The sequence below is a fragment of the Nonlabens sp. Asnod2-A12 genome, from assembly GCF_045063745.1.
Lineage (GTDB): Bacteria > Bacteroidota > Bacteroidia > Flavobacteriales > Flavobacteriaceae > Nonlabens > Nonlabens xylanidelens.
In genome coordinates this window covers 1,856,444-1,879,341 of the sequence record NZ_JBEFOB010000003.1, presented here as the reverse complement: position 1 = coordinate 1,879,341, position 22,898 = coordinate 1,856,444, and the positions used below count along the sequence as shown (strand labels likewise).

General features: G+C 35.3%; 23 protein-coding genes. 15 read left to right on the top strand and 8 right to left on the bottom strand.

Annotation, left to right across the window (positions count from 1 at the left end; translation table 11 throughout):
• The first annotated feature begins 35 nt into the window (after window positions 1–35).
• The 6 genes from gcvH (at window position 36) to ACJJVJ_RS08615 (ending at window position 5,365) form a co-directional block, all read left to right on the top strand.
• Entirely contained in the window at window positions 36–413 is a 378-nt protein-coding gene (gene gcvH / locus ACJJVJ_RS08640; RefSeq protein WP_104514491.1) for a glycine cleavage system protein GcvH, read from the top strand.
• Entirely contained in the window at window positions 413–838 is a 426-nt protein-coding gene (locus tag ACJJVJ_RS08635; RefSeq protein ID WP_405369894.1) for a VanZ family protein, read from the top strand. Before gcvH ends, ACJJVJ_RS08635 begins: the two co-directional genes overlap by 1 nt.
• A gap of 56 nt (window positions 839–894) precedes the next feature.
• Window positions 895–1,623: an energy transducer TonB gene (locus ACJJVJ_RS08630; RefSeq protein WP_405369893.1), complete on the top strand. Its 729-nt coding sequence runs from the start codon at window positions 895–897 to the stop codon at window positions 1,621–1,623.
• Window positions 1,624–1,726: 103 nt separating this feature from the next.
• The gene (locus ACJJVJ_RS08625; protein WP_405369892.1) at window positions 1,727–2,557 is read left to right on the top strand and encodes an energy transducer TonB; all 831 of its coding nucleotides are present in this window, start codon (window positions 1,727–1,729) and stop codon (window positions 2,555–2,557) included.
• A gap of 32 nt (window positions 2,558–2,589) precedes the next feature.
• Entirely contained in the window at window positions 2,590–4,776 is a 2,187-nt protein-coding gene (locus tag ACJJVJ_RS08620; protein WP_405369891.1) for a gliding motility protein RemB, read from the top strand.
• 16 nt (window positions 4,777–4,792) lie between these two features.
• The gene (locus tag ACJJVJ_RS08615) at window positions 4,793–5,365 is read left to right on the top strand and encodes a hypothetical protein (protein WP_405369890.1); all 573 of its coding nucleotides are present in this window, start codon (window positions 4,793–4,795) and stop codon (window positions 5,363–5,365) included.
• 83 nt (window positions 5,366–5,448) lie between these two features.
• Here ACJJVJ_RS08615 and ACJJVJ_RS08610 read toward each other — a convergent pair whose 3' ends face one another.
• Window positions 5,449–5,868 carry a group III truncated hemoglobin gene (locus ACJJVJ_RS08610; RefSeq protein ID WP_405369889.1) on the bottom strand — a complete coding sequence of 140 codons (420 nt, stop codon included), beginning with the start codon at window positions 5,866–5,868 and terminating at the stop codon, window positions 5,449–5,451.
• A 112-nt stretch (window positions 5,869–5,980) separates the two neighbouring features.
• Here ACJJVJ_RS08610 and ACJJVJ_RS08605 point away from each other — a divergent pair, with 112 nt between their 5' ends.
• On the top strand, window positions 5,981–6,679 hold the full coding sequence (locus ACJJVJ_RS08605; protein WP_405371243.1) for a zinc metallopeptidase: 699 nt from the start codon (window positions 5,981–5,983) through the stop codon (window positions 6,677–6,679).
• An 80-nt stretch (window positions 6,680–6,759) separates the two neighbouring features.
• On the opposite strand, the gene ACJJVJ_RS08600 is transcribed toward ACJJVJ_RS08605, so the two are convergent.
• Entirely contained in the window at window positions 6,760–8,124 is a 1,365-nt protein-coding gene (locus ACJJVJ_RS08600; protein WP_405369888.1) for a saccharopine dehydrogenase family protein, read from the bottom strand.
• Between the two features lie 53 nt (window positions 8,125–8,177).
• Here ACJJVJ_RS08600 and ACJJVJ_RS08595 point away from each other — a divergent pair, with 53 nt between their 5' ends.
• Together ACJJVJ_RS08595 and pckA are read left to right on the top strand one after the other, a co-directional pair.
• Window positions 8,178–8,573 carry a DUF423 domain-containing protein gene (locus tag ACJJVJ_RS08595; protein ID WP_104514497.1) on the top strand — a complete coding sequence of 132 codons (396 nt, stop codon included), beginning with the start codon at window positions 8,178–8,180 and terminating at the stop codon, window positions 8,571–8,573.
• Window positions 8,574–8,626: 53 nt separating this feature from the next.
• Window positions 8,627–10,240, top strand: coding sequence for a phosphoenolpyruvate carboxykinase (ATP) (gene pckA, locus ACJJVJ_RS08590; RefSeq protein WP_405369887.1), 1,614 nt, complete (start codon window positions 8,627–8,629; stop codon window positions 10,238–10,240).
• Window positions 10,241–10,341: 101 nt separating this feature from the next.
• On the opposite strand, the gene ACJJVJ_RS08585 is transcribed toward pckA, so the two are convergent.
• Both ACJJVJ_RS08585 and ACJJVJ_RS08580 read right to left on the bottom strand, forming a co-directional pair.
• Window positions 10,342–11,082 carry a uroporphyrinogen-III synthase gene (locus ACJJVJ_RS08585; RefSeq protein WP_104514499.1) on the bottom strand — a complete coding sequence of 247 codons (741 nt, stop codon included), beginning with the start codon at window positions 11,080–11,082 and terminating at the stop codon, window positions 10,342–10,344.
• A 29-nt stretch (window positions 11,083–11,111) separates the two neighbouring features.
• Window positions 11,112–11,762 carry a DUF4271 domain-containing protein gene (locus tag ACJJVJ_RS08580; protein ID WP_405369886.1) on the bottom strand — a complete coding sequence of 217 codons (651 nt, stop codon included), beginning with the start codon at window positions 11,760–11,762 and terminating at the stop codon, window positions 11,112–11,114.
• Window positions 11,763–11,839: 77 nt separating this feature from the next.
• Here ACJJVJ_RS08580 and ACJJVJ_RS08575 point away from each other — a divergent pair, with 77 nt between their 5' ends.
• The 3 genes from ACJJVJ_RS08575 to ACJJVJ_RS08565 are packed head-to-tail and all read left to right on the top strand — an operon-like array spanning window position 11,840 to window position 14,342.
• A complete protein-coding gene (locus ACJJVJ_RS08575; RefSeq protein WP_104514501.1) occupies window positions 11,840–12,571 on the top strand; it encodes a polyprenol monophosphomannose synthase in 732 nt (243 codons plus the stop codon).
• Complete coding sequence (locus tag ACJJVJ_RS08570; RefSeq protein ID WP_104514502.1) at window positions 12,568–13,908, top strand: dihydroorotase; 1,341 nt, start codon at window positions 12,568–12,570, stop codon at window positions 13,906–13,908. The genes ACJJVJ_RS08575 and ACJJVJ_RS08570 overlap by 4 nt, the downstream gene beginning before the upstream one ends.
• Complete coding sequence (locus ACJJVJ_RS08565) at window positions 13,905–14,342, top strand: DUF4296 domain-containing protein (RefSeq protein WP_405369885.1); 438 nt, start codon at window positions 13,905–13,907, stop codon at window positions 14,340–14,342. Before ACJJVJ_RS08570 ends, ACJJVJ_RS08565 begins: the two co-directional genes overlap by 4 nt.
• Here ACJJVJ_RS08565 and ACJJVJ_RS08560 read toward each other — a convergent pair.
• Window positions 14,339–15,340, bottom strand: coding sequence for an NAD-dependent epimerase/dehydratase family protein (locus ACJJVJ_RS08560; protein ID WP_405369884.1), 1,002 nt, complete (start codon window positions 15,338–15,340; stop codon window positions 14,339–14,341). The genes ACJJVJ_RS08565 and ACJJVJ_RS08560 overlap by 4 nt on opposite strands.
• 82 nt (window positions 15,341–15,422) lie before the next feature.
• Here ACJJVJ_RS08560 and tyrS point away from each other — a divergent pair, with 82 nt between their 5' ends.
• The gene (gene tyrS / locus ACJJVJ_RS08555) at window positions 15,423–16,721 is read left to right on the top strand and encodes a tyrosine--tRNA ligase (RefSeq protein ID WP_405369883.1); all 1,299 of its coding nucleotides are present in this window, start codon (window positions 15,423–15,425) and stop codon (window positions 16,719–16,721) included.
• A 76-nt stretch (window positions 16,722–16,797) separates the two neighbouring features.
• On the opposite strand, the gene ACJJVJ_RS08550 is transcribed toward tyrS, so the two are convergent.
• Both ACJJVJ_RS08550 and ACJJVJ_RS08545 read right to left on the bottom strand, forming a co-directional pair.
• Window positions 16,798–17,787: an acyl transferase gene (locus tag ACJJVJ_RS08550; protein WP_405369882.1), complete on the bottom strand. Its 990-nt coding sequence runs from the start codon at window positions 17,785–17,787 to the stop codon at window positions 16,798–16,800.
• Between the two features lie 65 nt (window positions 17,788–17,852).
• Window positions 17,853–19,793 carry a T9SS type A sorting domain-containing protein gene (locus ACJJVJ_RS08545; RefSeq protein ID WP_405369881.1) on the bottom strand — a complete coding sequence of 647 codons (1,941 nt, stop codon included), beginning with the start codon at window positions 19,791–19,793 and terminating at the stop codon, window positions 17,853–17,855.
• Window positions 19,794–20,065: 272 nt separating this feature from the next.
• On the opposite strand from ACJJVJ_RS08545, the gene ACJJVJ_RS08540 reads away from it, so the two are divergent.
• The gene (locus ACJJVJ_RS08540; RefSeq protein ID WP_405369880.1) at window positions 20,066–20,764 is read left to right on the top strand and encodes a response regulator transcription factor; all 699 of its coding nucleotides are present in this window, start codon (window positions 20,066–20,068) and stop codon (window positions 20,762–20,764) included.
• Entirely contained in the window at window positions 20,754–21,842 is a 1,089-nt protein-coding gene (locus tag ACJJVJ_RS08535; RefSeq protein ID WP_104514507.1) for a cell wall metabolism sensor histidine kinase WalK, read from the top strand. The genes ACJJVJ_RS08540 and ACJJVJ_RS08535 overlap by 11 nt, the downstream gene beginning before the upstream one ends.
• On the opposite strand, the gene ACJJVJ_RS08530 is transcribed toward ACJJVJ_RS08535, so the two are convergent.
• Complete coding sequence (locus ACJJVJ_RS08530) at window positions 21,746–22,855, bottom strand: glycosyltransferase (protein WP_405369879.1); 1,110 nt, start codon at window positions 22,853–22,855, stop codon at window positions 21,746–21,748. The two genes, ACJJVJ_RS08535 and ACJJVJ_RS08530, sit on opposite strands and share 97 nt — an antisense overlap.
• Between the last annotated feature and the right edge of the window lie 43 nt (window positions 22,856–22,898).

Sequence of the window (22,898 nt, the reverse complement as noted above, 5' to 3'; positions counted from 1 at the left end):
TATCTTAAATTTACGCTTTTAAAAAATCATATAAAATGAATATTCCATCAGAATTAAAGTATACTAAAGATCACGAGTGGATCAAAATAGAAGGAGACGTTGCTACCATAGGTATTACTGATTTTGCACAGAGCGAGTTAGGTGATATTGTTTATGTAGAAGTAGAGACTGTAGATGAGACTTTGGATCAAGAGGAAGTTTTCGGTACGGTAGAAGCGGTAAAGACTGTTTCAGATCTTTTTCTTCCGTTAACTGGAGAGATTACTGACTTTAATGAAAAGTTAGAAGATGAACCAGAACTTGTGAATTCTGACCCTTACGGAGACGGATGGATGATAAAAATGAAGTTTACTGACGCAACTCAAGTAGATGGATTATTAAGTGCTGACGCTTATAAAGAGTTAGTAGGATAATGAAAAAAGTTATTTATTGGCTAGCTGCTCCATTGTTTACTGTATTCATTACCGTAGCGTCTATGATAGCAAACCCAGCGCCGCCGGTAAATATCGATAACGTAGATAAGATATACCATGCTACCGCCTATTTTATAATGGCGATCTTGTGGTATATTTTCTTTTACAGTCGTTTTTTAGGAAAGCAAAGCCTTTTGAGTTTTGGTCTAAAAACTATTTTAAAAAACTGGTCTAGAACTATTGCGATAGGAACAAGTGCTTTGTCCTTGATTATAGGGGTGTTAATAGAACTAGGACAGGAGTTTATTTCTGTAAATAGAACAATGGACATAATGGATGTACTAGCAAATTTTGCTGGCATCATTATTGCTATGTTATTCTTAATGATAATTGATAAATTATTTAACAAACATAAAGTTGCATAATTCTTTTGTTAGCACAAAGAATTAGTTATTTTTAACCTCTTATAAATACAACCATAATGGAAGTAAAAAAATCAGAAAAAGCAGATTTACGTAAGAACATTACGCTATACGCCTTATCAGGGCTGGCGTTTATGTTGTTATTATCTTGGCAAGGACTTGAATATGAGTCTAAAACCGTAGAAATAGAAGAGGTGTATGAGGAGCCTGAAGAAATCTTCATCGAGGAAGAAATTCCGATTACTCAAATGTTGGATACTCCACCGCCACCACCGCCACCACCACCAGCTCCAGAAATTATCGAGGTAGTTGAGAATGAAGTGGAAATAGAAGAGGTTATCATTGAAGATACAGAAACTGATGAGCAAGAAGAGATCGTTGAGATCGAAGAAGTTGCTGAAGAAGTAGGTGTTGAAGAAGTAATTGCTGATGTTCCATTTGCAATTATCGAAAATGTGCCTATCTATCCTGGTTGTGAGAGTAAAAAGAACAATGCAGATCGTAAGAAATGTATGAGTGAAAAAATCACAAAATTTGTAAACAAACAGTTTAATACTGGACTTGCAAATGATTTAGGTTTAGAAGGAAGACAGAAAATTTCTGTTCAATTTAAAATCGACTCAAAAGGTAATGTTGTAGGTATTCAGTCTAAAGCAAAGCACCCTAAATTACAGAGTGAAGCAGCTAGAGTAATTAATAAATTACCTGCTATGACTCCAGGAATGCAAAGAGGTAAACCAGTAGGTGTGATTTATGCACTACCTATTATTTTCCAAGTGCAAGACTAATAATAGACACTATTTTATATATAAAATCCCAACCTGTATAGGTTGGGATTTTTTTTTGGTACACTTCTTGATTTCTCTTTGAAATAACATAAAACCATTGATTATGAACACTTCAAATGAGAAAAGAGATGCTGCAACATCTCAAAACACTCGCCGTGAAGACAAAAAAGCGGCAAACACAAAGGTCAATCCCATCGTTAATTTTCAAATTGGACTCATAGCTGCATTAGTAGCTGCGTTTCTTATTATAGAATTAACGACTGAGGTTCCTGAAACTACTGTCTATCCACCTATATCAGTTGATATGACAACTGATGAGCCATATCTGGGCTCATTTACAATTATTGATAATTCTCCTAAACCAGTAGTAAAGAAATCACCTAAGCCAAAAGTCGAGACACCTAAAGTAGATCCAAATAAACCACCTAAGGTTGTTGAAAACGATCAGCCAGATGTTCCAGAACAAGATAATGATACAGTAGAGCCTGTTGAAAATAACCTTGTAGATACTGATACTAGTGATGCAGATGCAGCCAGTAGTAACAATGACGCGCCAGCTAGTAAACCATCTGGACCTACAGTAATAGCTGCACTGCATGAAGTGCCGTTGTTTCCAGGATGTAGTTCTAGAATGGATAGTAAGGAGCGAGTAGAATGTCTCAATAAAAAAATGGGAAGGTTTATTCAAAGAAAGTTCGACACGAGTCTGGGTAATGACTTGAATGAAAATGGTATGGTTAAAATCGCTGTGCAATTTACCATAGGTGTAGATGGCTTGCCTAAAGATATTCTAGTAAAAGCACCTAATAAAAAACTAGAAGAAGAGGCGTATAAAGTGATCTCTAGATTACCTAAAATGACACCAGGTAAGATAGATAATGCTGCGGTTAATGTTACCTACGCGCTGCCTATACGTTTCCAGATTAACGATTAGTAACTTTACTATTATACGATTTTTAAAAAGCCATGAATTTTCATGGCTTTTCTATTTTTGGGACAGTAGGTAAAACAAGTATATTTGTCACTTATCAAGGGACTATGAAATTTTTATATACTTTACTCTTTCTTACATTTTCAAGTGCATTATTTGCTCAGTCTGATATAGAACGGTTTCCGGTTTTTGAAGATTGTAAAGGGAATACGAGTAAGCAGTTAGAAGATTGTTTTTATAGTGCTCTTTATGCTCAGCTTAAAAATAGTTATCAGCATCCTATTAAAAATGATACGCTTACAGATCAGTCGGTTACCATAAGATTTGAGGTGGATCGCGATGGTAAATTTGTTCTAATTAGAACAGATGCATTTAAATCTTCTTTAAAAGAAGAGATGATTAACGCGTTTTCAAAACTACCAGTTATAGAAGCTCCTACATTTAATGGAGACGCTACGTTCATGCAATTTATACTTAATGTGCCAGTGCCTATGAAAGAGTCTGGTTCTTTTAAAGTGTATAGCAACTCTCAGTCTAAAATAGATAAACAAAATGAAGTAAAAAGGAAGGAAGATAGTCTCGCTTTTGCGAAAGCGAATGAAGAATACAACACCATCATTAGTGACCAGTATGATAACCATCAATTAAGGTCTGATGCAGTAATACCTCTTTCTTACCAAAGATATCATAGATATGAAGCAGCTATGAATCGTGTAGGAAATAATGCTCATACGGCGGTAAAACCTTATACTTTTAATTATGTGGATCAATACTTTGACCTTGAAGCAGAGCGTGAATCCTTGCTTAAGGATCGTAATACATGGTTGGGACGCAAGTGGCATAATGAACATTTCTTTGAACTTGCTGGAGAAGATTATTGGGTGGTTATAGATCCAGGTGTAGATCTTCAAGTAGGTAAAGATTCTAGAGATGATGTGACTACTTATAACAACACCAGATTAGTTAATGTGAGTGGTGGAATAGGAGATCAAATCACATTCGGTGCTAGTATACAAGAGTCTCAAGCTAGATTTCCTGGTTTTTTTGAAAGAGATGTTATTTCTAGAGCGCCAGATGGTGGTAATCCTGGTATAGTGCCAGGTAGAGGTGTCGCCGAAGATGGCGGCGACAGAATATTTGATTATCCAGTAGCTACAGGTTACATTAATTATAAGCCTAGTAAATATTTTGATTTACAATTAGGGCATGGACAGCACTTTATAGGTGATGGTTACCGCTCATTAGTATTAAGTGATAACTCGCAGCCTTTTCCTTATTTTAAGCTCAATGCTAAGTTCTGGAAACTAGATTATACGGTATTGTACACATCATTGAGAGATGTACGACCTGAAGTAACCGCAGACGATTCTTTCCGTACGAAGTTCATGACGCACCATTATCTAAGTTGGAATGCAACTAAAAGATTAAATCTAGGTTTCTTTGAGAGCGTTTTATGGCAGGATGATAACCAGAGAGGTTTTGATTTTAATTATTTAAACCCTGTGATTTTTTATCAAACCGTAGAACTAGAAACAGGCTCTAGAGGTGGAAATGCTTTGTTAGGTCTAACAGTTAAATATAAAGTCAGTGATAAGGTAACTGCATATGGACAGTTAGTTCTTGATGAGTTTTCTGGAGGATCTGTTGTGAGTGGTAATGGTAGTTATCAAAATAAAAGTGCTTATCAATTAGGTGTAAAATGGCAAAATGCCTTTAAGTTACCTAATTTAATGATGCAACTAGAATATAATAGAGTAAGACCTTACACGTACTCTCATAATACAGTGGTGTTGAATTACGGTAATAGTAATCAGGCGCTAGCGCATCCATGGGGTGCAAATTTTTATGAAACCGTATTAATAGGACGCTACACAAAAGACCGCTGGTATGGAATAGCTAAGGCTATTTATGGAGAGCGAGGTTATGATGTGCTTACTGATGGTGATAACGCCTTTTATGGAGGTAATATTTATGGTACAGAAGATGACCGTATTTCTGATAATGGTAATGTAACCGTTCAAGGTAATATTTCTAACTTTTTCTATGGACACTTAGAGGCTGGTTATGTCATAAATCCAGCAAGTAGGTTGAAGGTTTTTGGACAGGTAATCTACCGCAGTTCAAATCCGATAATAAATAATAGTGTTGTACGTGGAGAAAGCACGACGTGGTTAAATCTAGGTTTGCGCACCGATATTATGAACTGGTCATTTGATAGATAAGTCTATAGTTTAACTTATGGAAAAAATGAATTTCATACACTTTATCGATAGCTCAACTTTGGATTTAGTTAGGGCGAAAGGAATATTAGTAAATGAATGCTATCGCGGTAAAGGCATATTGATTTATCCGGATAGAGATATAAATTTCAAAACGTTTAGTTCTGAAGCCGAACAGTTGCTTAACGAAGAAAAATTAAATGAGCTTTCCAATGATCAGAAATGGGAAATAATAGGTTCATTAGGATTAAAACAAAATGGCAAAAATGTTCTTCCAGTTAAAGTACGCCTTTCTGATTTTCATTGGCCAATTAAAGTATTTATCGATATTCATGATCAAGTAGCAGAAAGATTTGCTGAATTATTGAAGGGAAATAAAGGAATTAAATATGATTCAATTTATAGTCTCTCTCAAGTTATTAATAATATTAATTCTAAAAACTTTATAATTGAGGGGACATTTACTGTTGCTTCAGAAGTTGATTTAACTAATCTGGTCAGTTATTTCTTAGAGTCTAATGGAGGTATTTGGGGAGCGCATTCATTAGACTGCATGATTAAATCGGATATCCAACCAAATTTTATTCTGTGAGGCACACATACGGGATATTAATATATTATGGGAAGATTAAGATTTAACTAATGTTTAGTAATTTAGAACTGCAATTATTCTTCCTACTTACTTCTTGCCTCAAACATTTTTATAAATAGTATACTAGCCATGTTTCTAGCTCGTCGCAATGCGAGGTCTGCTATATCGCCGCGGTACATTTCATTTATGGTTTCTTTCCATAGATTTATCCATATGCCAAAATGGTTCATATCTATAGAATGATTTTCCTGTACATCTAGTTTTTTATGTGCTGTAACAGGGTTTCCTTGATAGCTTTTGGACATTAGTAGACTGCTTTCCCAAAAATCTGTTATGTGCTCTAAATGTGTGTCCCAGTTCTCAATCGCTCTATTAAAAATAGGTCCTAGGGTTTTCTCTTCTCTTACTTTACTGTAAAAACAGGTAACAAGTTTATTGATGTCATCTCTGTTTTTTAAGTCTTCTAGTGGTGTCATCAGTGCTGTAGTTTTGGTATGGGGCAAGTTAGTTTTTTCAACTCTATACTTTGTATTTCATCTATGTAATTAATAAATAAAAATTTAATTTTAAAGATGTAACTTTAAACTCTTAACTTGATTAAAATTATAAATTATGATGGGCGGCGGCTTAATGGGTTATTATATTATCGGTGGTATAGTTATGCTGGTAAGTACTTTAGTAAGTAAAAAACTAAAGTCAAAATTTGAGTACTATTCAAAATTGACTCTCAAAAACGGAATGAGTGGGGCAGAGATCGCTCAAAAAATGCTCGATGATAACGGTATTACAGATGTAAAAGTAATTTCGGTAGCTGGACAGCTTACAGATCATTATAACCCTAGCAATAGAACGGTTAATTTAAGTGAGGTGGTTTATTCACAACGCAATGCAGCTGCAGCCGCAGTCGCAGCTCATGAAGTAGGTCACGCGATACAACATGCTACGGCTTATTCATGGATAGGAATGCGTTCTAGTCTAGTTCCTATAGTGAGTATTGCGTCTAAATATTCTCAATGGGTAATCATGGGTGGTGTTGCTCTCGCGGCAAGTACTTTTTTTGGTAAATGGGTATTGCTCGCAGGTATTATTATGTATGGAATGGGAACATTATTTGCTTTTGTAACCTTGCCAGTAGAATATGATGCTAGTAATCGCGCACTTGCGTGGTTAGAAAATGAAAGAATGCTTACTGAAGAAGAACACGCTGGTGCAAAAGACGCTTTAAAATGGGCTGCTAGAACTTACTTAGTTGCAGCCATAGGCTCACTTGCTACCTTACTGTATTTTATTTCTATCTTTTTAAAGAGGAGATAATACTTAATACTCTATCAAAAAAAGTCACTTATTAGTTAACTAGTAAGTGACTTTTTTTATTGGCTGATTTTTGAGAATAGTTACAAGTGTAATTTATTATAACCTAGATATTCTGTCTCGCTTTCGCGAAAGCGAATGCCATATCCTTCTAATTCTTTAAGAATAGGCTTGTATACAGATTCTTTAATAGGAATTTGCACTCCAGGTTCTGTAATTTCTTTATTTAATATTTTTAAAGCAGCTATAGCTACAGGTAATCCTACGGTCTTAGCCATAGCAGTTTGAAGTTTCCCATCGCCTAGACAGACCATGGTGCTGTCTATTTGATTTTGTTCTCCATTTAATTCATAGCCGAATTTATGATACATCACAATCATATCCTTTTCTCCAGGTTGTAATGTCCATGAATCTTCTAGAATGGCTTGCAACATCTGTGCAGGTGTGGCATCTTTAAGACCTATTTTCTTTTCACTATTAAAAATATCTAACTCTTCTAGTTTTAACCACATAATGTCGTCTTGATCTATTTTAAGTTCATGACGCATTTTTAGTTCCACACTATCGGTAGGAGAATAAGGTAAAAAGCTATTGACAAAATCACGATAGGTCATGTCCTCAGAGTCTTCTATAGTATAGGTGTCGTCTGTCATGCCTAGTTGTACAAACATGTTCCATGCTTTACTGAAACCTACACGTCTCATGGTGCCTCTATATAAGGTTAAGACATCTTGTAGGCCATAAACTTCTCTATATTTGAGACTATTTCTATTTGCTAAAGCTTCAAAACGTCCATAACCATCTACATCTAGAAACTCTGTTCTTCTAAAAAGGCGATGGTACGGTATGTATTTGTATTTGCCTTCTTGAATAAACTTTGCAGCGCCACCTTGTCCTGCCGTGACTACATTACGTGGGTTCCATGTAAATTTATAATTCCATAGATTATTATCGTCTTCTGGAGCAACAAGGCCACCAGTAAAGGATTCAAATAATAAAAGATTACCACCTTTGTTTCTAATGCTATCTATTACTTGCATAGCACTCATGTGGTCTACTCCAGGATCTACGCCTATCTCGTTCATAAAAACGAGGCCTTTTTCTTTAACTTCTTTATCCAGCGATTCCATTTCTGGGCTTATATAACTAGCAGTCACCATGTTTTTGTTATAAGTTACACAGTCTTGGGCAACTTCTATATGGAATCTAGCAGGTAGCATGGATATAACGATATCTGCTTTTTGAATGTGTTTTTTACGCTCTTCTGGATTAAAAATATCTAGTTCTATGGCGGTTGCATTTTCATGATTCTGACTTAACGATTGAGCACTCTCAACGTTTTTATCAGCGATGATTAGATGTAGGTTATGCTCGTTAGATTTATTAAGAAGATAATCTACTAATACTCCTGTAGATTTTCCTGCTCCTATAATTAAGATGTGACGCATGGCTGTTGTAATTTAGTGCCAAGTTAAGTGACTTAATTAAAATTTAAGAAATAATGGAAAGAAAGTTATTAATCGTCGGCTGTAGTTTTGCGGTTATCGCGGTAATTTTAGGAGCCTTAGGTGCTCATGCTCTAGAGAAAGTGTTAGAGCCACAACAGTTAAAAAGTTTTGAAACAGGTGTGCGTTATCAATTATTTCATGCCATTGCATTGATTGCTTTTTCTCAAGTAAATATTTTAACAGATTCCTCAAAAGGTGTTTTGTTGTATTTGTTTGCTATCGGAATTGTGTTGTTTTCATTTAGTATTTATGGACTTTCAGTATCAAAATGGCTTAAAATAAGCTTGAAATTTCTTGGTCCGATAACTCCTTTAGGCGGCCTAAGCCTGATATCAGGGTGGTTCTTTGCCTTGTGGAAAATCATTTCACATAATTCTATTAATAATTAGTGAGAGCCATTTGAGAGTTATATTTTTGCAGAAATCTTAATTAAAGGATTATCATGAATTCAAACACCTCTATTACGCAATCGATTGCGTTAACCGAATGGGGAATCAAAAATTCCAAAATCAATTACCAACTCGCGCCTGAAATTTTACAAGAGAAATCTGTAGAGGACTATGGCGGTAAAGAAACTGATAATGGCACGCTCGCGGTTCATACAGGTGAATTTACCGGTCGCTCTCCTATGGACAGATTCATTGTGAAGGATGAAGTTACTGAAAAACTAGTCTGGTGGGGAAACATTAACCTTCCTTTTGAGTCAGATAAATTTGACGCATTACTGGATAAGGTAACATCTTATCTAGATGGTAAAGAGCTTTTTGTGAGAGATGCATATGCATGTGCCCATAAAGACTACCGTCTCAAATTAAGAGTGATCAATGAGTATCCATGGTCTAATATGTTTGCTTATAACATGTTTATCAGACCTGAAGAAGAAGAGCTTAATGGCTTTGATCCAGAGTGGACAGTGATCAATGCGCCAGGATTTATGGCGGTTCCAGATAAAGATGGGACAAGACAGCACAATTTTGCTATTTTAAATTTCTCAAGAAAAATCGCATTAATAGGTGGTACTGGTTACACAGGGGAGATTAAAAAAGGAATTTTTAGTGCTCTTAACTTTATCTTACCTGTTTACAAAAACACGTTACCTATGCACTGTAGTGCAAACGTGGGGAAAGATGGTAGCACAGCTATATTCTTTGGCCTTAGTGGTACTGGTAAAACGACACTCTCTACAGATCCTAATCGTGCTTTGATAGGCGATGATGAGCATGGATGGACTGAGGATAATGAAGTCTTCAACTTTGAAGGTGGTTGTTATGCAAAGGTTATCAATCTGGATCCAGAAGGAGAACCAGAAATTTTTAATGCTATACGACCTGGGGCAATTCTAGAAAATGTTATTTTTAAAGAAGATAATACTGTAGATTTTGCTGATACTTCTATAACACAAAATACAAGAGTAAGTTACCCTATTTATCATATCGATAATATAAAAGTACCGTCTCAAGGAAAAAATCCTAAGAATATATTCTTCCTTACTGCAGATGCTTTTGGTGTACTGCCTCCTATTTCAAAATTAACACCTGGTCAGGCTGCTTACCACTTTATAAGCGGTTATACAGCAAAGGTAGCAGGAACTGAAGCTGGTGTTACAGAGCCGGTGCCTAGTTTTTCTTCATGTTTTGGAGCGCCATTCATGCCGCTACATCCTACTGTGTATGCAGAGATGTTGAGCAAGAAAATGAAAGAAGCTGGTGTGAACGTGTGGTTAGTAAACACAGGATGGACTGGTGGTCCTTATGGTGTAGGTTCTCGTATGAAATTAAAATATACTAGAGCTATGATTACCGCAGCGCTAGATGGTTCATTAGAAGAAGCTAATAAAGGAAATTACCACGTGCACTCTATGTTTGGACTTGCGCAACCTAGAACTTGTCCTAATGTACCTACTGAGGTCTTGAGCCCTCGTAAATCATGGAATAATGATAAAGGTTATTATGAAACTGCCGAAAAATTAAGACAGTTCTTTATTGATAACTTTAAACAATTTGAAAGTGAAGCATCAGAAGAAATTCTAGCTGGTGGTCCACCTAGAAAATTATAAATTTAACCTCTAAAATGGTTGCATAAAAAAAGTCCTGAATAAATTATTCAGGACTTTTTTGTTTGTTGTAATTCCGCTTTCGCGAAAGCGGAAAAATTATCTTATGCTTTATCTTTAATATAATTCTCGATAGCCATAGTCATTGATGGAGACTCTGGTGTAGGTGCTTGAATATCTATTCTTAGACCTTTATCTTCGGCAGCCTTCATAGTAGTGTTTCCAAAAACTGCAATTCTAGTCTTCTCTTGAGTGAATTCAGGAAAGTTTTTAAATAAAGATTCTATCCCACTAGGGCTGAAGAATACTAATACGTCATACTTTACATCAGCAAGATCTGAAAGGTCACTTATTACCGTACGGAAAAAAGTACCACTAGTCCATTTAACACCTAGTTTATCTAATTCTGCAGGAGTAGAGTTTCCTAGTTTATCAGAACTAGGTACTAAGAACGTTTCGTTTTTATGTTTTTTAATAAGCGGAGAAAGTTCTGGAAAAGTTCTTTTTCCTACATAAATCTTACGTTTACGGTATACTACATATTTTTGTAAATAATAAGCAACAGCTTCACTCTGACAGAAGTATTTTAAAGAATCAGGTATCTTATATCTCATTTCTTCAGCGACTCTAAAGAAGTGATCTACAGCGTTACGGCTGGTTAAAATAATAGCTGTGAACTGAGATAAATCAATCTTTTGTTCTCGTACTTCTTTGGCTGCAGCTCCTTCAACATGAATAAAGGAACGGAAGTCTATTTTCACCTTTGTTCTATCGACCAAATTCTGATATGGTGAATTTTCCATTTTAGGTTCAGGTTGGGAAACCAAAATTGTTTTCACTTTCATAAACTCATTTTTCTATTAAATACAAGTCCTCACAGCATAATATACTTATATAAAAGTAGATAGGGCGCGATTTCAAGCGCGCAAAGGTACAAAATAAAATAGAAAGGAGCTGAAATTAATAGGGCTCGATACGTATAAATCAAAATTATGTTATAAGTAAACAAGAATAATGCTACAATTATAAAGGCTATGAGGAATGGAATTTGCTCCATATGAAAGGCATAGATGACTATAAAATTGATTAAAAGTAGCCCAAAAGAGAATATAGATCTGTTAATATTTCTGTGATGATCGATCACTTCAACGATCTCTTCAAAATGGCACAGGTTTGCAATCAATTTTCCTAGATAGTGTTTGCCTAATAAAAAGGTGACTATAAAAGTTAAGGCTAGAATAAAATTGATAAACTGTGGAGGACTTGCTATTCTCGATTGATAGAATAAGTAAACAAATAGAGAAAGACTTATTCCATAAACTACCTGACTAGAAATAAGGAGTAATGAAGTGCTCTCACCATTTGATTTTGAAATTTTTATAAATCTATCTTTAAAGTAAGAACTGAGTAAATCACCTAACGGTATAGAAGAAAACCATTTTGCTATAGCTAGAATTACTATACATATTAATAATGTAATGGTGATCCAGTCGTTGGGAGATATGTGACGTAATTCAAAGTTCATATGAATCAGCAAAAATAATATGATTTATCAAACGTTTAGTATGCTGCTAGATTAATTGTCTATTTTTGCCGCTTGTTATGAAAAACACAGTAATTATTATTCCTACTTATAATGAAATCGATAACATACAGTTAATGATCGATGCCGTTTTAAGTCAAAGTGATGATTTGCACTTGCTTATTGTAGATGATAATTCTCCAGATGGTACTGGTCAGGTTGTTAAAAACAACCTTGCTAATTATTCCGGTAGATTATTTCTAGAAGAGCGCGAGGGTAAACAAGGCTTGGGTACTGCGTATATTCATGGATTTAAATGGGCGCTTTATAGAGATTATGAATTCATTTTTGAAATGGATGCAGACTTCTCTCATAATCCTAATGATATACCTGTATTGTACAAGGCTTGTAAAAATGAAGGTGCAGACCTTGCTATAGGCAGTAGATATGTGCGTGGTGTAAATGTTGTTAACTGGCCCATGTCTAGAGTTTTGCTTTCCTATTTTGCCTCAAAATATGTAAGATTCATAACTAGAATGTCGATACACGACACGACTGCAGGTTTTAAATGCTATAAAGCATCACTTTTAAGTAAAATCAACTTAGATAAGATTAAATTTGTAGGATATGCATTTCAAATAGAAATGAAGTTCAAAGCTTTTTTATTAAAAGCTAATATTATGGAAGTTCCAGTAATTTTTACAGATCGTTCTAGAGGACAGTCTAAGATGAGCGGTGGTATTATACATGAAGCGGTTACCGGAGTATTTATTATGAAAATTAAAAGTTTGATAGGGAAGCTTGAATTATGAAGAAGACATTAATTAAAAACGCAAAGATTGTTACTGACGGTGTCACTAGAGAAGGTGATGTTTATATAGAAGGAGATACAATCAAAGAAATAGCAGAAAGTATAAGCGCAAAAAATGCAGATACTATTGTTATTGATATAGAGGGTAAATACTTATTACCAGGAGCAATTGATGATCAGGTACATTTTAGAGAGCCAGGTCTTACACATAAAGCAACTATAGCTACAGAAAGTGCTGCTGCTGTTGCAGGTGGGATTACCACATTTATGGAAATGCCTAATACAAATCCACAGACTACTACCATTAAAGAATGGGAGAAAAAGATGGAAACGGCTGCAAATGATAGTCATGCAAACTATGCTTTCATGTTCGGTGGGACTAATGATAATCTAGAAGAAATCCTAAAAGTAGATACGTCTAGAGTACCTGCTTTAAAATTATTCTTAGGATCTTCTACAGGTAATATGCTTGTAGATGATAAAGAAGTATTGCGTGAAATATTTTCTAAAGTAAAATTGCGCATCGCTTTACATTGTGAAGATGAGGCTACAATTAAAGCAAATTTTAAAGAAGCTTTTGATACCTATGGAGATGATATTCCTATGGATCAACATCCTAAAATAAGAAGTGAAGATGCTTGTTATATAAGTAGTAGTGGTGCGGTAGAACTAGCTAAGGAAACTGGTGCTAGAATACATGTGTTCCATTTGTCTACAGGGAAGGAGACCTCACTGTTTTCTAATAAAGAGGCAATTAAAGATAAGAAAATCACTGCAGAGGTATGTATACACCACCTATGGTTTAGTGATGAAGACTATGCTACAAAAGGTAAGTTTATAAAGTGGAATCCAGCAGTAAAAACAGCTACTGATAGAGAAGAGTTGTGGCAAGCGCTATTAGATGACCGTATAGATGTGATCGCAACAGACCATGCGCCACACACGCTAGAAGAAAAATCAAATCCATACACTAGTTGTCCTAGTGGAGGTCCATTAGTGCAACATGCATTACCTGCAATGTTGCAATTTGTTCACGACGAAAAGATCTCAATAGAAAAGGTAGTAGAGAAAATGTGTCATAATCCGGCATTACTATTTGATATAGAAAACCGTGGTTTCATAAGAGAAGGTTATAAGGCAGATCTTGTTGTGGTAGATACTAACAATCCATGGACTGTGACTAAGGAGAACGTGCTTGCAAAATGTGGGTGGTCACCATTTGAAGGTGTTACATTTAAAAGCCGCATTATGCAAACCTTTGTTAATGGAGAGCTAGCATATAAAAACTTTAAAGTGAGCGATCATAAAAGTGCTCAAGAACTTTCTTTTAAACGATGAAAAAAATAACCGCCATAATCTTAATCCTTTTTACACTTTCATGTTCTAATGTAGAGACATCTGCAAAACCAGATAATCTGTTTGATCAGGATAAAATGGCAGCTATCATCACTGATCTATATATAATAGAAGGTGCGATATCTTCTAATAGAACCGCTTATATTGAAAAAGGTGTACAGCCTAGTTCTTACCTTTTTGAAAAGTATACTATGGACAGTATAAGTTTTCAAGAGAATTTAAATTATTATACAGATAGGGTAGAAGATTACGTTCTGATAATGCAAAAAGTACAAGATAATTTAAAGGTTCTTCAAGACTCTGTAAGTTCTAGGCAAGAAAGGTTTAATAAAGAACAAGAGAGTCTAGTCCCTAAAAGCACTGTTGAAAAAGGTAAGAAAAAGGAGAGAGTAAAAAATATTGAAGAAGAACTTTAGTGTTTTCTTTCATTATAAAATTTACAAACTCTTTCTATACTTTCAGCTACAGAGATGAAATCAAAGCTTAAAACAGTTTTTGCATTCTCATTAGAATACTTAGTACTTGAGCTTAGTGAATTAACAGTTGCTGTGCTAAGTTTTCTTTTTAACCCTAATAGATTGGGTATTTTTAATAAGTAAGAAACAGCTGTCAGTAAACTTTTAGATAGTTTTATGCTAGGCTTCTTTTTGTTTAGAGAGATCGCTATATAGTCTAATACATCTTTGTAAGATTTATTTTCAGATACTAATATGACGCGCTCGTTAGTATAATCACTCTCGGTAAGTTCTTGCATGGCCTTTACCACATCTCGCACATCTACAAAACCACTGCTGCCACCTGTGTAGAAACTATTACCGCTGGCCGTTTTACTAAATAATTGACTAGAGCCACTGTTCCAGTTGCCTTCTCCTAGAATTACACCAGGATTAACAATAACTACTTCTAGGTTTTCTTGTGTTGCTCGCCATGCCTCCATTTCTGCGCCAAATTTTGTGATCGCATAGTCTGTGTTGAGTCCGTCTAGATTAAAATAGTCATCCTCATTTAGAGCCCTGCCGCCTACAGATTCTCCTAGAGCAGCAATGCTACTTACGTGGCACAATTTACTAACGCCACGCGCTATGGCTACATTAATCACATTCTCTGTGCCGCGCATGTTTATGCTTTTAAGATGTTCAAAATCTAGCCCATCAATTGCGGCAGCACAATGATAAACGGTAGTGATATTTTCCATTGCTTTTTCAAGACTTGGAATCTCAAGAATGTCGGCTTGTAGCCACTGAAAACTATCGACTTGTACACTTGCACCTTTTTCATAAGACTCAAAAATCTCACGTGTATTATCAAGAGTTTTTAAATCTCGATAAAGAGCAATGATGTTGTTTCCGCTTTCGCGAAAGCGGTATAACAAATGTCCACCTACTAATCCTGTTGCACCTGTGATTAAAATCATGCAGTAAAAGTACACAATACAAGGCTTAAAAAACCTTTAAAAAAAGCCAAACACATATATTTGCAATTGTAAAAATGGAATTATGGCTTACAACTTTGTAGAAGAGTTAAAATGGCGCGGTATGATACACGATATCATGCCCGATACAGAAGAAATGTTACAAAATGAAGTGGTGTCTGGTTATATAGGTTTTGACCCTACTGCAGACTCTCTTCATATAGGTAGTATGGTGCAAATCATTCTTTTAATGCATTTACAACGTTCTGGTCATAGACCTATAGCGCTAGTAGGTGGTGCAACAGGTATGATAGGTGATCCTAGTGGTAAAAGTGCAGAGCGTAATTTACTAACACAAGATATCCTAGATAAAAATATCGCTGGTGTTAAAAGCGTTATTTCTAGATTTATTGATTTTGAAGGTGGTGAAGAAGGAACGAGAGCTAAATTGGTGAATAATTACGACTGGATGAAAGACTTTAGTCTTATAGATTTTGCTCGTGATATCGGTAAGCACATTACGGTTAATTACATGATGGCAAAAGAGTCTGTAAAGAAACGTGTGTCTGGAGAAGGTGATGGAATGAGTTTTACTGAGTTTACTTATCAATTATTTCAAGGGTATGATTACTTACACTTGTATCAAAATGAAGGTGTAAAATTGCAAATAGGTGGTTCTGATCAATGGGGAAATATTACTACCGGAACAGAGTTAGTACGTCGCGTGGCTAGAGGTAAAGCATACGCTTTAACAACACCTCTTGTTACTAAGACGGATGGAACTAAATTCGGTAAAACAGAAGGTGGTAATATCTGGCTAGATGCAGATAAAACAAGTGTTTATAAATTTTATCAATTCTGGATTACAGCAACTGATGATGATGCGGTGAACTGGATTAAGATTTTTACTTTCTTAGATAAGGAAACTTGTGAGGCTTTAATTGAAGAGCATCAAAAAGATCCTGGTTACCGTGTGTTACAAAAACGTCTTGCAGAGGAGATAACTACTTTAGTTCATGGTAAAGAAGCTTTTGAAACAGCGGTTGAGGCATCTGGAATATTGTTTTCTAAAAAAGTAACTCCAGAGCAATGGGGTAAAATGGATCAGGCAACATTGTTAGAGATTTTTGATGGTGTGCCACAGGTAGAAATAGAAAGAGACGCAATAGCAAATGGAGTGGATGTGGTTACTTTTATGAATGAAACTACTGGTTTCCTTAGTTCTAACGGTGAGGTGCGTAGAGCACTTAAAGAAAATAGCCTAAGCGTTAATAAAAATAAAATTACTGAAGATAAGGTGATTACCGAAGAAGACGTGATTGCTGGAAACATGATCTTATTACAACGTGGTAAGAAGAATTACTTTTTAGTAGTTTTAAAATAATTTTACTTCACACCATATAATATAAAAGACAACTTGGAAACAAGTTGTCTTTTTCTTTTCTTGAGATATGGATTTATTAATTAACTGCCATTAAGTTACAACCTCTAATGTCAGAGTGATCAAACCTTCCCAAAACTTGAAAGCTTCCATCCTTAAAGCTTTTACCTAAGTCTTGTGTTGCGATAAAAGAACAGGAATTATAATTGGCTAGATCTATAATATTTAAACCTCCAGTTTTACCATTATCTATAAGCGATAAAGGATCATTTGTGTCTCTAGTAATTACCTTCATCCATTGCGGTGTGGTAAAATTGATGCCGTCACTCGCATAGGCTTGTGATAAAAGTTCGGTCATTCCATATTCACTTTGAATACTTGCTTGCGGGAAAGCTGTTTTGAGAATCTGGTGTAGTTCTGGTTTTACGATCTCTTTGCGCATACCTTTCATACCGCCAGTTTCTATAATAATGACATTATCGAGTGGCATAGAATATTGTTCTGCTAGTTGTAGTAGAGCAAATGTAACACCGATAAGAATTACTTTTTGATTGGTTTTTTGAAGGTTTTTAAGTATGCCAGCTAGTTCTTCTAAATTGTTGAGGTAAAAACCGCTTTCTGTGCGTCCAGACTTATTAATCCAGCGTTGTGCCATGTAGACTAATGAAGAGCCTGTGCGGTCTAAATAATGCGGTAGCAAAGCTAGAACCACATAATCTTCAATAGCTCCATAAGTAGCTTTAAAACTGTAATCTAGGCTGTGGTCATATACCTTTAAATCTGTTACAAGATGTTTTGAGACTGTGCTACCTGTTGTGCCACTGCTGGTAAATGTTATTTGGGTAGGGTCAGTGTTGCTTATTACTTGATGGGATTTAAAAAATTGTATAGGTAAAAAAGGGATTTTTTCTAAGTAGTCCACTTCTTGTACGTTTAACAAATCGCAATACTGTTTATAAACTGGATTGTACTGCCTTTGATAAGCATAAATTTTTAAAGCTATTTGTTCAAAAGCTTTATTAGAATCAATATCAAAAACAGGAAATATCACATCAAGAATTTGAAACAAAAGTAAATAAAAAAGCGCCGCAGTAAAACTGCAGCGCTTAGTAAATTATAAAGGTTAGTTATCGATTACTTGATAACTAGTTTGCGTGTTTGAGTTGCGTTTCCTTGAGAAATCTTAACGATATACATTCCAGAATCAAGGTTGCTTACATTTAATTCGTTTGTAAGACCAGCTGCAGTTAATACTCTCTGACCTAAAGTAGAATAGATTATTACATCCACGGCTTCTCCATTTGTAGAAACTATGTTTACTGTAGAACCATTTACTGGATTAGGATAGATTTTGAAAGTATTTGCGTCAAAAGTATCGTTAGATAATGTAAAGTCATTTACTGCTCCAGGAGTACCTAAATCACCATCACCATAAGCAGTTACGGCAAGACCCCAGTTTGTACCTAAGTCATTATCTGTAGAGTTATAGCTGTTTAAAGATAATTCCATGCTCATACCAATTCCATCAGGGAAAGTTGCACCGTTATCCCAAGAAACTTCGTCGATAACAGTTCCTCCACATTGAATAGAAAGTTCGTCAGAAGAGTTTCCTAAAAACATAGAAGTACCATCATAAACATAGTCAGGAGTGATTCCACCGTTTGCAAGAGGATCTGCACTTGCAACAAATACAGCATATCCATTTGCAGGAACAATTACAGAAAGAATTACAGTAAAGTTTTCGTTTGCATTTGTTAAATCTACAATCTCATAACCTAACATGTCTATTGCAGCTCCTGTTGTGTTGTATACCTCAAAGTATTCACCAAGATTATCATTTACCGAAGCAGGATTTTGCATGATCTCTGTTATTATCAAATCACCAGGATTTGCACAAGTTACATTACCTAGACACGCAGGGCTTGAGATGTTGCGAGTTAGAGTACATGAGCTATTTGCTGCATCACCAGTAACTGTAACTGTAAAGTCTACACCTTCAGTAACACCTGTAATTGTAATCTGTCCAGCTGCAACAGTAGAAGGATCATCTCCAGCTACAGTTCCATTACCAGCAGTGTCAATAACATAAGTAGAAGTACTACCACCTGTAAAATCTATAGTTACATCATATAAATCTACACCAGATGTAGAAGTCTGACACGTTTCAGTAATTGTACCTAATTGTAGGTCACATGGGAATGCAACGTCAAAACTAGTTGAGTCAGTAGTGACTAACATAGCACCGTTTACCATTGAGACAGTTACATTATAAGTAACACCATCCATTACAGTTATAGAATAAGGAGAAGTAACATCTAAGTTATCAGTACCGTTTACTGATACATTAAATGTTGCTCCAGCAGGAAGGTTCATAGAATTCCATATGATATCAGTTGTAGTTGTACCACCAGCAAGTGTAGATCCATCAGAAGGAGCAGTAATAGTAACAGCAGGAACTGTAGACATAACAGTTGTGTATGTTCCTATCCCACCTATTAAAGTTTCAAAAGTATCAGTACCACCTTGACAAACTCCAAGGTTGTTTAAAGAACCTGCACCGCCAAATACCCAGTTAGCTTCTACAAAACCATTATCTGGTCCAGTACCGTTAATTCTTTTTGCAGAAGAATCTGCATATTCCCATGTCTGAGCAGTTCCGTCCACACCGCTTACTCCATATTGATCAATTACAGTACTAGTTGCTGTTTCAATAATTCTAATACGGTCATCACCATTTAGGTTAATTACATTATCAGTAAGTACAGTTGCACTTGCTAGACCAGGAAATTCAGTAGCTAATGCTCCTGCACTACCTGTAGTCGTTACATAAATAAAACCATCTGTAACAGTACCGAATCCAGAAAGATCAAATGCACTACCCCAAGTTGTGTTTCCGTTAGTTTGATTTTCTAATGAGAATAAAGTAAAGTCAACTGTACCGCTAGCATAAATCTCTAGTAATTTAGGGTTTCCACCAGAACAATCACCGTCTACAATAGAGGTAATTATAGGTTGTTGAGCAAAAGAAGTAGCCGCAATAAAGAACATTACGACACTAAAGTAAATTTGTTTCATCTTGTTGTAGTTTTTTGCGAATATACAATTTCTATAATGGTGTAAGTTTTGGCAGTCAGTTATTTAACGTTAAAGTAACATGCCTTCTAGTGCTAGTGATAGCTAACTAATTGTACTAGTATTGATAAGTTTATGAATTCCGCTTTCGCGAAAGCGAGATCATCACAAATTATTTTCATAACTTTATTTTTTTAATACACTGAGTTAACCTAAAGCTAACATGGATTTAAAACGCTTGAGTAACTATCTTTTTAATTTAGCCCATTAAGAATATGAAAGAAGAAATGAAAGACGCTAAAGCGAGAGTTTTATTAGTAGACGACGAGCCAGATATTTTAGAGATAGTAGGATACAATCTTAAAAATGAAGGATATCAAGTGTTTACGGCAGAGAATGGAGAGGAAGCTCTCAAAATTGCAAAGAAGAAAAAGCCAGACCTTATTATACTAGATGTCATGATGCCGGTAATGGATGGGATCGAGGCCTGCGAGAAAATGCGCAAAACACCAGAATTAGACGGTACTGTGATAACTTTTCTAACTGCAAGAGGTGAAGATTATTCAATGATCGCTGGTTTTGATGTGGGTGCAGATGATTATATTACAAAACCTGTAAAACCTAGAGTTCTTGTTTCTAAGGTAAAATCTCTTTTAAGACGTAGAGAGAATGTTACTCCAGAGGCTTCAAATATTTTAAAACTAGGAGATCTAGTTATCGATAGAGATCAGTACAAGATTATCTTTAAGAAGGAAGAAATGATATTGCCTCGTAAAGAATTTGAATTACTTTCTTTACTGACTACTAAACCTGGTAAAGTGTTTAAAAGAGAAGAAATTCTTGATGTGGTGTGGGGTAATGAAGTGATAGTGGGTGGTCGTACTATAGATGTACATATTAGAAAACTAAGAGAGAAGTTGGGAGATGACAGTTTTAAGACTGTGAAAGGGGTAGGTTATAAATATGTCAAATAATACAGCGCCGCAAAGAAATAGTTACCGATTTGCGATTAGATCTTCTATTTATATCGCTGTTATACTTTTTTTACTTTTATTAAGTGTGTCATCTTTTGATGATGTAGAGTTACCGTTGTACCTTATTTTCTGTTTTTCTTTGGCGTGTTTTTTAATATGCTTTACGATTATTCAGTTTAGGGTACAGCGTTTTATTTATCGACGTATCAAACGTATTTATGAAGACGTGTCTCTGTTAGAATCGAGCAATTTTGATGACAGAGAGATCGCTACAGATATGCGTACTCTCAAAGATCAGGTAGAGAGATTTGCTAGAAATAAGAAAACAGAAATAGAAACACTGCAAGTACGTGAGAATTATCGTAAAGAGTTTTTAGGTAACATATCTCACGAGCTTAAAACGCCTTTATTTACCGTTCAAGGTTATATAGATACCTTAATTGATGGAGCGCATAAAGACAAGGTTATACGTAAGAAATACCTAGAAAGAGCACAAAAAGGAGTAGAACGTCTTACCTATATTGTAAAAGATATGGATATGATCACTAGGCTAGAAGTAGGTGATATGCGTCTAGAAAAAGACGACTTTGATATAGTAAAATTGATGAAACAGGTGTTTGATCAATTTGAAATGAAAGCGGCTAGAAAGAATATTTCTCTAGTTTTTGATATGAATTATAATAATAAAATTATGGTTCATGCAGATAAGGAGCGCATCCAGCAAGTAGTATCTAACCTTATCGTTAATTCTGTTAAGTATGGGAAACAAAATGGTACCACCGAGGTGGCTATTGAAGATCTTATTAATAATAAGGTAATCGTGCGTGTTACTGATAATGGAGAAGGGATTAAAAAAGAATTTATACCTAGATTATTTGAGCGCTTTTTTAGAGTGGATAGAACAGGATCGCGCAGAGAAGGTGGCTCTGGGTTGGGACTAGCGATAGTTAAACATATTGTAGAGGCTCATGGAGAGCGTATTTATGTTGATAGTGAAATAGGTATAGGTTCTGAATTTTCATTTACTCTAGAAAAAGTTTCTTCTAGTATAGAAGATATAGATGTAGTGGTAGAATGAATATCGCCTAAACCTTTATAATTAGGTATTCTAGATAACATTTCTATTTTAAAATCTTCTTGTGTAGCATAAGGAACAAGACCTTTGTCATCTAGTGATTGTGCTAAGTATTCTTGTTCAAACTGTCCTGGTGTAGGGATGAAAAAGGCTTTTTTGCCTAATTCATTTAAATCCATAATAGTGGTGTAACCGCTTCTGCTTAGCACGCATTCACTTAAATCTATAGCTTTTTGTAAACTTTCTGTAGAGAGGTAATTGTAAAAAGTTACGTTTCCTTTCTTTTCTACTTTTTGCTCTTTTTCTATTCTGCCGGCTATAAATAGTACCTTACCATGATATCTTTTTATTTCAGAAAGTAATTTCTTTTCTAAAATACCTCGTTGAGGTTCTGGTCCAGATAATAAGATAAGTAGGTCGTATTTTTTTTGATACTGACCAGTATTTTTAAATCTAGAAAGTGGACCTAAGTAAACTTTGTCTAGTTGGCAATCAGTATTATGCGATAACTTACCAGTTAAGTTATTTGTTCCACTGACGTCAGGTATCCAGCAATAATCAAATTTTTTTATGTAATGCAGGTGCAATTGTGTACTGAACCATGTCGTGCTACCAGATAAAACCTGTAGTTGATGTGTTATAATTACCGATGGTATTAAATTGCTGTATAATCCTAATCTGTTATCTGATATGATACCAGTTATTTTGTGCTCTAGGATTAAGCGGTTTAATATTTTGTGTTCATTGCGTATAGCTTTCCATATCTTAGGAGAGTCTTTAAGCATTTTCAATTTTAAATTGCGGCCTTCCTTTGCATATTCAATGTCATAAGATGGTAGCTCTATAAAAGTATGGCCTTTAAATTCTTTTTTAAGTAAAGCAAGTGCCTGTCCATCACTAGCTATAACAGGATTGTCCCCATTATTAATGATTTCTAATATTATAGGTATGCATCTAGTGGCATGACCTAAGCCCCAGTTTAAAGGGGCAACCAAAATGTTTTTGGATTTTTGCATGTAGTAAATATACAATGACTTTGTAATCAGGTATATTTGTAGT